Genomic DNA, 15,242 nt, shown 5'->3' on the forward strand with positions numbered 1-15,242 from the left:
AAGGAATCACGGTCATGGTAGTTGAGCAAAAAATTGATTTTGCCAAACAACTAGCCCAACGATTCTTCGTCATGGAAAAAGGATCAATCCTGGCTCAAGGGGAGACCTCTGATCTAACAGATGCTCTGATTCATCGATATCTCGCTGTTTAGGCGGGTACGGATCACCGACTCCCGCCAGGAGTGTGGCTACTCCTGGCGGGAGATATCTCAACACCAACGTGTGCGGCCAACATCATCAAGTTCATTGTTGTTCTGCCATATCCTGAAACTCTTTTGCCTGTTCAAGCATCGTCATCAAAAGCATTATCAACCACCTCAAATAGCAATTTACCAGAAGAATTTAATGTCTAATAACTGGATGCTAAATTCTGCCCCTCACAGGCTTTGGAACTAGTGTTGTGATCGTTTTGGTAGCATTAATTGACAGACAAAAAGAAGATCTGGAACAGCAAAAACATTGCTGAACAAAAGATTGAGCATTATTTCTGATGAAGAATAGCGTTCAACTATTGGCATTCAAAGTCTACTATTAATCATTTATTTACTCATCATAAAATACTTGATTTTATGACTTTCAACCTGTCAATACATGTGATACTGTTCATGTATTCAGATGTTAGACATTCAGTCCACTCAACATAGTCATGAATTAAGGAGTTTCCTATGCCTGAAGTTCTATTTAAAGTCGATCTGACCAAGCCCATGGATCAGCAAGAGATGCCAGGGCATAACCGCTGGCATCCCGACATTCCAGCCGTAGCATCTGTAAATCCTGGAGATGTATTCCGGATTGAATGTAAGGACTGGACAGATGGTCAAATTAAGAACGATGACAACCCAGATGATATCCGTGACGTTGATTTAACAGTTGTTCACGTACTCAGTGGACCTATCTGGGTAAACGGCGCAGAGCCAGGAGATATCTTAGTTGTTGACCTACTCGACATTGGTGCTCTCCAGGGCGATGAATGGGGATTTACCGGTATCTTTGCTAAAAACAATGGTGGTGGATTCTTAACGGATCACTACCCTAATGCAGCTAAGGCTATTTGGGATTTACAAGGTATCTATACATCCTCTCGCCACATCCCTGGCGTACGATTTGCCGGCATCACCCACCCTGGCTTGATTGGCTGTGCCCCCTCCCATGAGTTACTTGCCAAGTGGAATAAGCGGGAATCTGAACTGGTTGCCACTGCACCCGACCTGCGTACCTATGGAGCTGGATTATCGGGCGATCAACCCGTACTAGCTGCCTTGCCAAACCCTACGAATGCGATCCTCGGCTCACTCCCCAAGAGCGACTATGATCGCGTGGCAGCGGAGGCCGCCCGAACCGTTCCGCCTCGTGAACATGGCGGTAACTGCGACATCAAAAATCTCTCTCGGGGTACAAAAATCTACTTCCCCGTCTACGTCGAGGGAGCCAAGCTATCCATGGGCGATATTCACTTCTCTCAAGGAGATGGTGAAATTTCCTTCTGTGGTGCGATCGAGATGTCGGGTTATATTGACCTGCATGTTGATATCATCAAAGGCGGTATGGAAAAGTATGGGATGGTTAACCCCATCTTCAAGCCCGGTCCTGTCGAACCGCGTTACTCAGAATATCTAGTCTTTGAAGGTATTTCTGTGGATGAGTTTACGGGTAAGCAGTACTATATGGATGTGCATATTGCCTACCGTCAAGCTTGCTTAAATGCGATCGAATACTTGAAGAAGTTTGGACTGACAGGAGAACAGGCTTATCTGTTGCTAAGCTGTGCGCCGGTTGAGGGTCGCATCAGCGGCATTGTAGACATTCCCAATGCCTGCTGTACCTTAGCCATTCCGACGGAAATCTTTGACCAAGATATCCTTCCTTGTTAACGTATCTGGTTGAGAGAGGTAGTCATGCCACTTTACGAATTTCGATGTGCAGACTGCGGGCCGTTTGAGCAATGGCGTGCGATGGCAGAAGCCAAGAATCCCATGCATTGTCCTGAGTGCCATGAGGTTGCTAAGCGAATTTTTTCTGCCCCCAGCGTCATGCTGAACTCATCGTTTCGCCTGCGGGAAAAACCGAGCGCTGAACCGAAGTTAGTCAAGCGGGAAGAGCGGGAACCTGCAGCGAACAAATACACCAACCATACCGCGGGTCGTCCTTGGATGTTGAATCACTAACGATTCACGGTGTTGCTTAGATGAGAGATGAATTCACTGAACCAACCCTTGCATCATGGGCTGTTCAGAAATGAATTCATCTCAGAAATCAGCAACGCCCGATTCACCAGTCTTGAGCAGCTCTGAATCAATATCTCTAGTCAGTTGGGACGTAGATTATCTACGCTCCCAACTTTTTTCATTGGGTCAACGTAAGTCTTCACCGAAGGGAGTGTGGTAAGGCGAAAAAAATCAGGATAGAGCAATGCTGAAGGGCGCATCTATGAGCCCTTCAACCAGCGATCGCTCTCCCAGCCAATGCCTTAGAACTGCTGTCCCACATAGATCGAGCGCACATCTCCATTACGACGCACGATCGCTTCCTGGTTGGTGATGGAGACCAGCGTCCAGCCACTGCTGCCAATACTTTCACCCACATAGACCCGCTGGGTGTTGCCGGCAATGTCAAACAACGCTGCCGAGCGATCGCCCAGTTCCAAAACGCCAACCAGCGTATGCACGACTCTAGCAGCCGTGGGTGAGGCTTCCTCCGATGAGAGCCGAGGCGCTGCGTCAGACGATGGTGCTGGTGTCGCGGTGGGAGCCGGAGTGGGGGCTGTTGTAGGAGCTGTTGTGGGAGCTGGCACTGCCGCCGTTGTTTGCGGAGGTTGATACACAGGAATATAGACCCGCTCTAAGACACCAGCCTGCTGCCCTGCCCCGGCTGGAGCACCGGCAACCGGCACAGTCGGCAGTTGATCATCGGGGGCGATCGCCACGGTTGATGAGTCGGAATCACCCGCCCGACGGTTAATGGCATTGAGAGACCGCTGCATGTAGGTTGCAAATTCTTGGTTCTCGGGGGTGGCGGTGCTTACGGGATTCGTGGTGGAAGAGGTGGGAGCGATCGCCCGCGATTGCACATAGTAGGCAACGCCCACCACGGTCAACACCACAATTGAGATCCCCGTAGTCGCCATCATCAGCGCATCTAACCAACTCCGCTGGGGCGGTTCGGGAGTCATTAGATCGGGTTCATCCACCCGAGGCTCAGTCAGCTCATAGGTCTCCGGTTCTGGGGGAGCCAGATCCAGATCGCTGTCCTCCGACGGCGGCACCACAGCCAGCTCTTGCGTGACTGGAGCTGGGGGCTGAGGAGCAGCGATCGCTGTCTCGCCAGGTTCAGGGCCCAACAGGCCTTCCACATCCTCAAACAGCTCATCCATCAAGCGATCGGCATAGCGATCAACGGAAAAAAGAGACTGGGTCGCTGCGGGTGCCTCTGCATCAGGGGCAGGAGCTAGAGCTGGTGGATAGGTGGAGGTATCGTTCGACATGCTGAGTAAACCCGAGTTAACAAAATAGAGTGCGAGCGATCGCTTAGGGAATAGGGGATCTCCATATTCACCTCAACCCAACGGTGCAAGGCTACCCTATCCATGCCTCAAAACTTAACAGGATCATAGCCTGCTCGCCCAGGTTTTGATGCAATTTGACATCGTTATATGCAGCTTTGGAGCCAACATGGTCTCAATACCCCATAGTTGTAACCCAGAGTGCTGATTTACGCTAGCGGGAACCGCCCTAAGCCAGGGTATCAAATGTCGGCAAGTGGGATAAAGTTTGCCATGATTAAAACTGTTGGCAAGTAGCAGATCCCTATGACTATTCTCTTAGCAGGCGATATTGGCGGTACCAAGACTATTTTGCGATTGGTGCAGACCGAGGGCGATCGCCTGACCACCTTGGGTGAGCAGACCTACGCCAGCGGCGAATTTGCCGACTTGGTTCCCATGGTGCGTCGGTTTTTGCAGGATACCCAAAGGACGGAGACACCGCCGGTCAATGCCTGTTTTGCCATTGCTGGCCCGGTGGTGAACAATACTTCCGCCCTCACCAACCTTTCCTGGTCTCTGGAGGGCGATCGCCTCGAAGACGACCTCGGTCTCCAGCATGTGCAGTTAATCAACGACTTTGCGGCCGTCGGCTATGGCGTTTTGGGATTAACCGCCGATGACCTGCATACCCTTCAGGCAGGGCAGCCCGATCCATCTGCGCCGATCGCGGTGATTGGGGCCGGCACCGGTCTGGGACAAGGGTTTTTGATCGCCACCGATGATGACCACCGCATCTTCCCCTCGGAGGGTGGCCATGCCGACTTTGCGCCGCGCTCGGAGCTAGAGTTTCAGCTTTTGAAGTACCTGCTGGAAAAAAACCAAATTACCCGCATTTCTGCCGAGCGGGTAGTTTCAGGGCAGGGCATTGTCGCCATCTATCAATTCCTGCGCGATCGCCAAGTTGCCCAAGAGTCGCCCGAGATGGCCGAGATCATGCTCACCTGGGAGCAGGAAATCGGCAAAGCTGAGAAATCGGTGGATCCGGCCGCCGCCATTTCTCAAGCCGCCGCCCAAAAAGACCATCTCTGCGAACAAACCATGCAGCTTTTTATCGGCGCTTATGGGGCAGAAGCCGGTAACCTAGCCCTGAAGCTCTTGCCCTACGGCGGTTTGTACATTGCCGGGGGCATTGCCGCTAAGAATTTAGAGCTGATGAGCAACGGCTGTTTTATGCAGGCCTTGCAAAGTAAAGGACGGGTGAGCAAACTCCTCGACCAAGTGCCGGTGCATGTGGTGCTTAATCCCAGGGTCGGGTTAATTGGGGCTGCCCTGCGGGCATCTCGACTCTAGCGGCCGGGCGATCGCTTCAGTCCGCCCACAAGAGCGATCGCTAGGGATAAACCAGCCCCCAACCAAAACACCTGAATACCGCCATACTTCCAAACGGGCCCTAGGAGCAACGGAGAGATAAACTGCCCTAGGTTAGCCATGCCGGTGCCAATGGCCAACACACTGGTGCGTAGGTCATTGGTGGTGAGGATGGCCAGGGAATCGTAAAGGTTGGGCATGACGAGACCATAGCCTAGACCAAAGCCCACCGCCGTTAGCAAAATCACCGGCACTTGGGTCAAAAACGGAATGGTCATCAGCATCAGTGCCATCAGCAAAAATCCCGTGGCGATCGCCTTGGCCCGTCCAATCCATTTCGCTAAACGGCTCGCTCCCACCGCCGAGATAATTGCCGCCCCAATGGCCCGAGCCGCCAAAATCGCCCCGTTCACCGTTGGATCGGCATCAATGGCCTGCTTATAGAACAGCGGCGCATAGACAATCACGATATAAAAAACCGCCGATGCTAACAGCAGCGTTGCCAGAAGCATGGCGATGCTCGGCCGCCGCAACATTCGAAACAGTTCCTGGCGCTGCTCGCCTTGGGGAAGGGTAATGCCGGCACCCTTCGCCGTCTCCCGTTCAGGAATAATCAACACCACGGCGATCGCTGTTGGAATGCCCAATCCATAGAGCAAAAAGGCATACTGCCACTGAAACGTTCCCAACCAACCGCCTAACAGCGGGAAGAAAATGCTGGTGGTGGCCAGAGCGCTGGTGGCATAGCCCAACATCCGCGATCGCGCTTCCCCGTCGTAGAGAGTACTGAGCAGACCGATACTCGCCGCCGCAATGCCACCGCTAGCAATACCCACCAGCGCCCGCGCCGCCAACATGCCCCAAAATCCCGAAGCCAACGCCCCCGCCATGCCAAACACCGCATAGGCTACCAAGGCCGGCACCAGCACCTGCCGCTTGCCCAGACGATCCGACAAAATGCCAAACACTGGGCTAAACAGCGCTGTCGTCAAAGTATGCATACTCACCAAGAGCCCAGCCCATTGGGGATCGACCCGCAGCGACTCCACCACCTCCGGAAACACCGGAGACACCACTCCCCCGGTCATGGCCGTCAGCGTTCCTGCTGCCAGCAAAACGGCTAAGAGAGGTAGAGGCTGACGAGGCAAGGAATTCCCTGACGAATTAGACACGAGGCTTCAACAATCCAGTACACATCAGCACTATCTTTGCACGGCCCTGCGCTCCGCTGTTATCCGTTTGGCCACTAACGGTAACCGGTCTACCCCATGCCACGATGCTTGGACGAGTTGTTAAGGGCGATCGCTCCGCAAGCCTGACGCCCCCAAGGGCAGCGTAGGTTCCACCGTAGCCACCACCTCACCCGTTAAATGAGTGTCATAGCCACCTAACCGTTCGAGCTGGGAAATCACCCGCCGGTGGCCCAGCGTGCCTAGCAGGTGCTGCACCGGAGGATCATCAAGGTAGGCCTGTAACGTGACCAGATCGTAATGAGATCGGCGCAGGGGCAGAAACTCCAGCTTGAACATCTCCGCCACCGAAGCCGCACTCATGCCCACATCCGCCTCGCCAGCCAGGATGGCATCCGCCACGTCATGGTGAGAATGCACCACATGATCGAACCCGGCAACCGACTGGGGAGCGATCGCTGCCGCAGCTAAAACCTGCTCCAGCAAGTGACGACTTCCCGATCCCGGCTCACGGTTGATCAAGGTAACATCTGGACGCGCTAAGTCAGCAACGGTCTGGATAGCCTTGGGATTACCAGGAGCCACCAGCATCCCCTCTTGCCAAATTCCTAAATTAATCAGCACCGCCGTCTGCCCTTGGAGCGCCTGCTGCACAAACGGCACATTGAAAGTTTTTGTGTGGGGACAATAGAGATGCACGCCAGCAATATGCACCTCACCCCGCATCAAACGGTCTAAGGCAACCATGCTGTTGGCAAAGGTGAGATGCACCCGTAAACCTGGGTGCCAGCGCTCTGCCGCCCTAGCCCACAAAGACATAGCCGGCGAGCAGCCCGCCACCACCACTGTGTTGAGCAGGTTCACCGGATCATCCAGCAGGGTCACCGCCACCGTCTCTTGGTTGCTGTGGCGCATGGTTTCTCCATCCGCAGGAATCAGATCCACCCGAAAGGCATCGGCCCCCACTAGGGGATAGGCCACCCATTGGCCGCCAATCTTCGCCAACGTCACCCGCAACGCTTCTCCCACCGCCATCCCTTGAGTGGGCATGGCTTCCACTTGGGCCGCATCGTGATCTAGCCAGAACAAATCTTCCACTCGACAGCCCAAGGCCTTGGCTAACCGCAGCGCCACCGTCGTGGATAGGGACGTTTGACCCGACTCAACACCACCAATGGTCTGACGACTCACACCCGCCATAGACGCTAAGTCTTGCTGACTAAGCCTTAAGCGTAACCGAGTCTGCTTTAAGCCATTGCGCAGCTCATCTTTCACAGCATTACCAAGGGAATCTATCGAAAAACCATTATAAATGCCCCCTACCCTGCCGTTGCCCCATTCTGGCGGGTGATCCCTGACCTGTCCTCCCCTCTCAAACAACCTCGTCTGCGGTTTGTACTCAGCAGCACGTTTTTTGGGAAAGACGCCAGTAAAATTGACATTAGGTAAACATATTGTCATCTAGGACTGGAAACTCGCCATGAAATACAGCCCGCGGTTAAACCTCGCAGTCGGTCACGAGGTTTGCGCCTTGATGAAGGCATTGAACGTTATGTTGGCCGTTGAGTAGTGAGCGCCATGCAGACCAAACGCCTTTCAGCTCTGTCGCTGCTGACCGTCATCCTTGGCTTGACGACAGCAGGCTGCGTTCAAGCTGAGAATCCGTCCATCCCCGCATCAAGGACAGATACTACACCTCAAGACACCGTTGAACTCACGATCTCGGTGGCGGCTAGCGTGCAAGATGCCATGCAGGACATCCAAGCGGCTTATCAAACCGAAGCTCCCAACGTGGCCATCACCTATAACTTTGGATCCTCCGGCTCCCTAGCTCAGCAGATTAGCCAAGGCGCACCGGCCGATATCTTTTTATCCGCCTCAGATCAATGGATGGACGACCTAGAAGAGCAAAACATGATTCTCCCCGGCTCACGCCAAGATCTACTGCTCAATACTCTGGTGTTGATCGTGCGGGCAGATCAAACGGGCGTGAGCAGCTTTGAGGATCTAGCCACCGATCAAGTCAGCAAGCTAGCCATAGGTGAGCCAGACAGCGTGCCCGCTGGGGGCTATGCCAAAGAAACGCTGATCAGCCTCAATATGTTTGATGCCCTACAACCCAAGCTGGTCTTTGGGAAAGACGTGCGGCAGGTACTGTCTTACGTTGCCACGGGCAATGTCGATGCAGGGTTGGTCTATGCCACCGATGCCAGGCTTTTTGACCAAGTTGAGGTGGTCAGTACAGCATCAGCAGACATGCACTCACCGATCCTGTATCCGGTCGGCGTGGTTGCCACCAGCGACCATGGGGAAGCCGCTCAAGCGTTTGTCGATTTTCTCTCCAGCGACACAGCCGTGGCCATCTTTGAAGACTACGGATTCACTATGGCAGAGTAGCGGCGCACCACCTGCATGTCCCTGGATCAGACCATCTCTCACCTATGCACAAGACGCGATCGCTCCTGACCTTCCTCTGGGCTAAACTATGATGCCCAACGACCTTGCCCCACTGTGGATTTCCCTCAAAACAGCCTTCGTAGCCACCTTTTTCGCCGCTCTATTGGGCATCTTCTGCGCTCGATGGATGCTGAACTATCAGGGGCGATCGCGGGGTCTGATCGACGGCATCCTCACCCTTCCCCTCGTCTTGCCCCCCACGGTGGTTGGCTTTTTTTTGCTGCTGCTGTTGGGCAGACATGGCCCCATCGGTCGGGCGATCGCCCCTTTCGGCATCACCGTAATCTTCACCTGGACAGCGGTGGTGATCGCGGCAACGGTGGTGGCCTTTCCCCTGATGTACAAAACCGTGCTGAGCGCCTTCGAGCAAGTTGATCCAACGCTGATCAGCTCTGCCCGAACGCTAGGGGCATCCGAATGGCGCATTTTCTGGCAGATTTTATTGCCCTTGGCCTGGCCAGGTCTCCTAGCCGGAACGGTGTTAGCCTTTGCCCGAGCCCTGGGTGAGTTTGGGGCAACCTTGATGGTGGGTGGCAGCATTCCTGGCGTCACCCAAACGATACCCATTGCCATTTTCTTTGCAGCGGAGTCGGGGCGGATGGGAGTCGCCTTGGTTTGGGTGATGTTGATGGTAGCCCTATCCCTGCTCGTCATCGCCGGCATTAACTATGGAAACCGCCCCCGCTCCCACAAGCCAAGCATGGCCCATGGCCTCGTCACCCTTGGGTTTAACTGGATCTTCTTCAAACGCTTAAAGAGCAGCCTGTTTGGCATACCGCCAACCATCGTGCCCCGAGACCCAGACTCCCATGCCAAACCGACCTTCGCCCTCGTCTCGTCATCCCCCTCTGCCCAAGAAGCAGCTCATCTCAGCGTTGCCATTGAAAAGCAGGTGCCCGGGTTTCACCTCAAGGTTCACGTTCACGCCAAGGCTGAACCCTTGGGGATTTTGGGAGCCTCCGGATCAGGCAAAAGCATCACCCTACGGTGTATTGCCGGGTTAGAAACGCCCTCCCAGGGACGCATTGTGCTCAACAATCGGGTGTTGTTCGACTCGGAGCAAGGCATTAATGTCCCTAGTCGCGATCGCCGCGTGGGTTTGGTCTTCCAAAACTATGCCCTGTTCCCCCACCTCACCGTTGCCCAAAATATTGCCTTTGGGATGCAGGCCATTCCACGACAGCGCCGCGCCGCAGAGGTTGTGAAGTATATAGACATGATTGACCTATCCGGGATGGGCGATCGCTACCCCCATCAACTATCGGGCGGGCAACAGCAGCGGGTAGCCCTAGCACGAGCCATGGCCATTCAACCGGATATTCTCCTCTTGGATGAACCTCTATCGGCCCTCGATAGCTATCTGCGCAGTCACATCGAAAAATTGTTGATTGAACTGCTGTCCCACTATCAAGGCATCACGATCTTTATCACCCACAAACTGGAAGAAGCCTACCGAGTCTGCAACCATTTGCTGGTGCTCTCCCGCGGACAAATTCTGGCAGAAGGCAGCAAACAAGATATCTTTGAACGACCGCCCACTGTTGAAGTAGCGCGGATTACAGAATGCAAAAACTTTTCCCAAGCGCGGCAAGTGGATGAGCACCATATCGAAGCCTTGGACTGGGGCTGCCGCCTGCAGGTTGCCAACCCCATGGTGTCTAGATTGGGCTATGTGGGGTTACGTGCTCATCACATTAAGTTCCCGCAAACTATAGATCAGAGCAATACATATCTAGGGTGGCTAGCCATGACCGTAGAAAGCCAACACCGGGTCACGGTTTACATTAAGCTCCACAGCAAACCCCAATTTCCCCAGGACTACCATCTCCAAGCAGAGCTATACCGAGACCAATGGAATCGCCTACAGCACCGCCCTCTTCCCTGGCCCATTCACCTCAATCCCGCCAGTCTGATCACCATGCCCCACTAAGCCAGTCAAAGCTTGAGCCAGTCGAAGCCTGCCCCCGTTAAACAAGCTCGCCCGCACAGGATGGTTGTCTAAACTCACGCTGATAGCGCCCCATCGCTGTGGGTTTTCCTAAAGATACTGAGTCCGTCTACCCTGAAACCACAGCCCATCAACACATTCTTCTATTTTTGCTCCGTCTATTGTGCCAATTTGCAACCATGGCACAACCCGTGTGACAGTTAGACGGGCGGTATACTGCCAACCCATTCTTGGGAAAAGAGATACTACACTTAAGATCAGCAATGTAAAGATTTGCAAGGATAGCAGAGTAGATGGAATTGGCGACAGCTCTCAAGGGGCAGACTGTCCAGAATGTGATTCGCACAGTGGGCATCAACCCCAATCACTGGTATCCCGTTGGCTGGGCCGATCGGCTCAAGCCTGGTCAGATCATGCCCGTGATGATCTGGCAGCAAGCGATCGCTGTCTACCGCGATCAGGAGGGTCAACTTCATGCGCTGGAGGATGCCTGTCCCCATCGCGGTGTTGCCCTGCATAAGGGCAAAGTTCATGGTCAGCATATCGCCTGTGCCTACCACGGGTGGGAGTTTAACGGCGATACGGGAGCCTGCGCCAGTATTCCCTACCTACCTGCCGAGCAAAAATTGCCCTGTGCAAACGCTCGCAGCTATCCAATTCAGGAAAAATACAACCTGCTTTGGGTGTTTCCTGGTGATGCTGCCCAAGTGGCGGCCCACGCCATTCCCTCAGTACCGGAGTATGGCGATATGGGGTGGCTGATGGTGCCGGTAACGGCCCACTTCAAGGCTCATTTCACCATTTGTAACGAAAATGCAATGGATGTTTTCCATGGCTTTTTGCACGAAGAACTCCAAGGCTGGTTTGATCCGGTTTTATTAGACCTGAAGCAAACAGACGACTTGGTGCGGGCGGACTATCAGGTGTCCTATAAAGGTCGATTGGCCAAGTTTTTAGGATTAAGCGATCGCGCCGATGAAGTTACCACTCTGCCCATTGCGGTGCAATATCGATACCCCCACTTTGCTAGCGCACTGAAGGGTGTGTCGTCGCTCTATCTGATGCGATCGCCCGTTGGCCCCACGGAAAGTCGATCGTTTGCCCTATTTTTCTTCCGCGTGAAGCTGCCCCAGTGGCTCTTAAATCCGATTCGACCGGTTTTGAGTGATTTCATCCAGCGCTTTTTGCTCCAGCGGTTCCTCCGCCAGGATGTCGAAATGATGGAAAGTGAGCAGCAAGCCTATCTACGGCATCCTAGCCGTCGGTATGTCGAGATTAACCCCGCTATTCTGGCACTTCAGCGTCTGACGGTCCGGCAATATGAACAATTTGTGCAACAATCAAGTCATTCTTCTGGTCAGTTGCAACACCACAACGCTGCACGTTCATCAATCGGGGCACCCTCTACCACTGAGGCTGTGATGTCAAACGCGGTTGAGACGCCATCCCCAAGGGATTAGGGCCATGAGCGTCAGTTTTTAGTCGCTAGAGTGGGGTGATGGCACTACGGAGTTAAGTTGAGTAAACGGTTACGCCGAGGATTACAGATCCGTCCGTTTGATGTCAAAATCTCGATTGGAGCAACCTCTTGTATCCAGCATTGGCAGCCGCTTGGCCAACTTCGCCTAGCCAATATCCATGTCGCGATCGCAGAGGCACAATGTTACCGATAACACAAGGTGAGGGGAGTTTACTGTGCAAGTTGTTAAAGAGTACGTTCAAAAATGGTATGAAAGCGGGCTCGACCCCGAGGAATTCATTTGTCACGGCAAAGATGGAAACTTAGTCGATATTGAAGATGCTGCAACAGGCGATCGCCGTACGGTTTTAACCTTTTGCACCAATGATGTGTTGGGGCTCACGCAAAATCCAGCCGTCCAGCAGGCCGCCATTGATTCCATTCTGCAATATGGCACCTCCAACAGCTCTTGCTCGGTGCTGAGTGGGCGAATTGACCTCCATCGCCAGCTAGAAAACGAAATTTCTGAGTTCAAGCATCTTGAACATACCCAGCTTTTCCTAAATGCCTGGATGGCTCTGCAAGCCTTGATGGATGCCTTTTGCCATCTAGCCATCCCCGTGCCTGGGTTTCAGCATACCCGCGAGACCATTATCTTCACCGATGTGCTCAACCACGGCTGCATCGTCTCCGCCATTTCCAACGCCGGCACCCGCTCCGGCAAGCTGTTTGGCCATAGCCCTCGGGTGAGAGTTCGCGCCTATCGCCATTGCGACATGGACGACCTCGCCCGCAAGATGAAGCGCTACGTACGTCCCGACGATCGCATCATGGTGATTTCCGATGCCGTCTTCTCCATGGATGGCGACATCGCTCCCCTGCCGGAGATGATTGACATCATGTCTCACTACGAAGGCAGCGTTTTGGTGATGGACGAAGCCCATGCCAGCGGAGCCCTCGGTGCCACCGGTCGCGGCATCTACGAACACTTTGGCTTGCTGCCCCAGCACGCCATCGAGCGCGGCGTGATTCCGTTGATTATGACCACCTTCTCCAAGTTTGCCGCCTCGGCCGGTGCTGCCATCAGCAGCCACGTGGCAGAGCTGAAACCCTTGCTGAATGTGTCGCCCACATCCATCGGCACCATCTCCCTGCCGCCGCCGACCACCGCCGCTGCCCTAGAAAGCATCCGCCAAGTGCGCCAAACCCCTGAACTGGTGGGTCGCCTGCATGAAAATACCCGCTACCTGCGATCGCGCCTGACGGATCTAGGCTTTGATGCCATCGGCGAAACCAACGTGGTGCCTGTCCTCCTGCCGCCGGAGATCAACCCGAAGGAATTTGGGCAAAAGATCATGAATGACTATGGCATCTGGATTTCGCCCATTTGGTTTATTGCCAAGCCCCGGATGCGGATCACGGTCAATGCTCGCCACACCCAAGAAGAACTCGATCGGCTCGTGGCTGGCATGGTAGGCACCCGCGATGCCCTCCTCTGCAAGCAAACCCTCACGGCTTAGTGACTGAGTGATCAGACTCTCTCGGGCCAGGAGCGATCGCTCCTCAACCGGAGTCTGATCACCTCTAGCCCACCCGAGCGTCCCGACGATCTTGGATCATCGGGACGCTTGCTGTTTGGGGATCTTAGTTGCGCAGCAGGAGGTAGTAAAGCTGCCCCGGCGTATTCACCAAGCCAGCGCGATCGCCCGCCACCGCACCGGTTCCCAAAAAGATATCCACACGCCCCGGCCCAACGATCGCGCCGCCGGTATCTTGGTCAAGCACAAAGCGGCTCACCCGATGGGATTCCATAGATCCCGAGGGCGTCGCATAGGGCAGAACCGTATGGATCATGGCCAAAGCTCCCGGCGGCATCAAGGTTTTGTCCGTGGCGATGGAGCGATCGGCCGTCACCGGCACCCGCAGACTGCCGGTTGCCGCCGAGCCATAGGTTTCGCTAAAAAACACAAACCGCTGATTGCGAGGAATGTATCGACTTAACTCGTCGGGATGGGTGCGGAAATAATCCAGCACCATGGGCAGCGTCAGTTCCTCTAGGCTGAACTTGCCATCGTTGACCAGTTCTCGCCCTAGGCTGGTGTAGCTATACTCGGTGCGGCCGTTGTAGCCCACGGTCATGATCGTGCCGTCGGTTAACTGCAGTTGCGCCGACCCCTGCACCTGCACTAAGAAAGCTTCTAAGCGATCGCGCAGCCACACGAGTTCTAGGCCCTGCAAACGCCCCGACGAACCACCCAGACCATCGATCCCTTCCAGTTGCTGGCGTGTGGGATGGGGCTCTGCCCATTGCTCCAAATCTGGCGGACGGCGATAGAGGGGATAGCGATACTCGGCGGTGGGTACGCGGCTAGCGGCATAGACCGGCTCGAAATAGCCGGTGAAGTCTACCGAACCCAGTCCATCGGTGCCAATGGCTTGATACCAATCAAACTCCTCCATCACCGCTGCCTGCAGCGCCGTTCCCGATGAGGTGGTCAGCAGCAGCTCGCGAAATCGTTCTAAACTACGACGCACCCGATCACGCGTGATGCCAGGGACGGGATAGCTGTCGTAGGCTGCTACCGCTGCTGGTGTTTGCAGGTAAACCAAGGACTGGTGAATAGCCGCCAGCAGGGCCGTGCGATCGCTCTGCCAAACCAGTTGAGAGTCCAGATCATCGGCCTGCACCCCCTCACCCCAGAGTTGCCCATCCCAGCCTAGGGATGGATCCATGCGTAACTGATCTACTAACTGATCTACAGAAACTGGGCGCAGCGGCTGCTCCGTAGCCTGAGCTGGCTGGACTACGCTGACCATACCAACCGCCGTTGCCGCCCCCCATGCCATCATCCAACGAGCCATGATCATTAAAAGCGATCGACACTAGAACTAAAGTAGGGTTCTACTCGAATCCCAATAATCCGGGATGGACGAACCACCATATATTCCCCCTGAATGTTTTTAATGGGGACACTAATGAACTCATCGGACGATGACTTGGGCACAAGCTCACCGCTGTACCACTTTTGAAATTCTTGGATCGTGGGAAACCGAATTTCTTCCCGATGTCCACCGTCCATAAAAATATGTACAGCGTATTCCGTGGGGGTTCTGGGCATAGTGAGTCACAATCCTACAGGTTTAATACAAGTTGTTGCCTAGGTCAGGTGGAGGGTATACCAGCACAAGAATGATGCACTCGGGGGTTGATTCTCAACGCCGCTAGGTCGCGTCCCGTCTGCGATCGCCATTCACGGCAATTGTAGGGCAACAATGCTGCTATTCTTCCCAGAAACCTAGCAAAATACAAATGTTTGACATGGATCTTTGTGAATTGGT

Annotated in this window: 12 protein-coding genes; 7 read left to right on the top strand and 5 right to left on the bottom strand. The window is 54.3% G+C overall.

Annotated features, from left to right (window positions below; translation table 11 throughout):
* Nucleotides 1–665: 665 nt before the first annotated feature.
* Together fmdA and V6D20_00485 are read left to right on the top strand one after the other, a co-directional pair.
* On the top strand, nucleotides 666–1,871 hold the full coding sequence (gene fmdA / locus V6D20_00480; protein ID HEY9814272.1) for a formamidase: 1,206 nt from the start codon (nucleotides 666–668) through the stop codon (nucleotides 1,869–1,871).
* Between the two features lie 24 nt (nucleotides 1,872–1,895).
* Complete coding sequence (locus tag V6D20_00485; protein ID HEY9814273.1) at nucleotides 1,896–2,165, top strand: zinc ribbon domain-containing protein; 270 nt, start codon at nucleotides 1,896–1,898, stop codon at nucleotides 2,163–2,165.
* 302 nt (nucleotides 2,166–2,467) lie between these two features.
* Here the strand turns inward: V6D20_00485 and V6D20_00490 are convergent, their stop codons facing one another.
* Nucleotides 2,468–3,481 (bottom strand): hypothetical protein, encoded by a 1,014-nt coding sequence (locus V6D20_00490; GenBank protein ID HEY9814274.1) that lies wholly within the window; start codon nucleotides 3,479–3,481, stop codon nucleotides 2,468–2,470.
* A 324-nt stretch (nucleotides 3,482–3,805) separates the two neighbouring features.
* On the opposite strand from V6D20_00490, the gene V6D20_00495 reads away from it, so the two are divergent.
* Nucleotides 3,806–4,831, top strand: a complete 1,026-nt coding sequence (locus tag V6D20_00495; protein ID HEY9814275.1) for a glucokinase — start codon at nucleotides 3,806–3,808, stop codon at nucleotides 4,829–4,831.
* Here V6D20_00495 and V6D20_00500 read toward each other — a convergent pair.
* Together V6D20_00500 and V6D20_00505 are read right to left on the bottom strand one after the other, a co-directional pair.
* Entirely contained in the window at nucleotides 4,828–6,021 is a 1,194-nt protein-coding gene (locus tag V6D20_00500; protein HEY9814276.1) for an MFS transporter, read from the bottom strand. The two genes, V6D20_00495 and V6D20_00500, sit on opposite strands and share 4 nt — an antisense overlap.
* A 120-nt stretch (nucleotides 6,022–6,141) precedes the next feature.
* The gene (locus V6D20_00505) at nucleotides 6,142–7,314 is read right to left on the bottom strand and encodes a substrate-binding domain-containing protein (GenBank protein HEY9814277.1); all 1,173 of its coding nucleotides are present in this window, start codon (nucleotides 7,312–7,314) and stop codon (nucleotides 6,142–6,144) included.
* Between the two features lie 303 nt (nucleotides 7,315–7,617).
* Here V6D20_00505 and modA point away from each other — a divergent pair, with 303 nt between their 5' ends.
* The 4 genes from modA to V6D20_00525 all read left to right on the top strand — a co-directional run bounded on the left by modA (nucleotide 7,618) and on the right by V6D20_00525 (nucleotide 13,423).
* The gene (gene modA / locus V6D20_00510; protein HEY9814278.1) at nucleotides 7,618–8,436 is read left to right on the top strand and encodes a molybdate ABC transporter substrate-binding protein; all 819 of its coding nucleotides are present in this window, start codon (nucleotides 7,618–7,620) and stop codon (nucleotides 8,434–8,436) included.
* An 88-nt stretch (nucleotides 8,437–8,524) separates the two neighbouring features.
* On the top strand, nucleotides 8,525–10,426 hold the full coding sequence (modB, locus tag V6D20_00515; GenBank protein ID HEY9814279.1) for a molybdate ABC transporter permease subunit: 1,902 nt from the start codon (nucleotides 8,525–8,527) through the stop codon (nucleotides 10,424–10,426).
* 311 nt (nucleotides 10,427–10,737) lie between these two features.
* Nucleotides 10,738–11,904, top strand: a complete 1,167-nt coding sequence (locus V6D20_00520) for an aromatic ring-hydroxylating dioxygenase subunit alpha (GenBank protein ID HEY9814280.1) — start codon at nucleotides 10,738–10,740, stop codon at nucleotides 11,902–11,904.
* Nucleotides 11,905–12,139: 235 nt separating this feature from the next.
* Entirely contained in the window at nucleotides 12,140–13,423 is a 1,284-nt protein-coding gene (locus V6D20_00525; protein HEY9814281.1) for an aminotransferase class I/II-fold pyridoxal phosphate-dependent enzyme, read from the top strand.
* 124 nt (nucleotides 13,424–13,547) lie between these two features.
* Here the strand turns inward: V6D20_00525 and V6D20_00530 are convergent, their stop codons facing one another.
* Nucleotides 13,548–14,765 carry an MltA domain-containing protein gene (locus V6D20_00530; GenBank protein HEY9814282.1) on the bottom strand — a complete coding sequence of 406 codons (1,218 nt, stop codon included), beginning with the start codon at nucleotides 14,763–14,765 and terminating at the stop codon, nucleotides 13,548–13,550.
* A gap of 5 nt (nucleotides 14,766–14,770) precedes the next feature.
* Complete coding sequence (locus tag V6D20_00535; GenBank protein HEY9814283.1) at nucleotides 14,771–15,022, bottom strand: hypothetical protein; 252 nt, start codon at nucleotides 15,020–15,022, stop codon at nucleotides 14,771–14,773.
* Between the last annotated feature and the right edge of the window lie 220 nt (nucleotides 15,023–15,242).

The organism is Candidatus Obscuribacterales bacterium (assembly GCA_036703605.1).
Classification (GTDB): Bacteria; Cyanobacteriota; Cyanobacteriia; order RECH01; family RECH01; genus RECH01.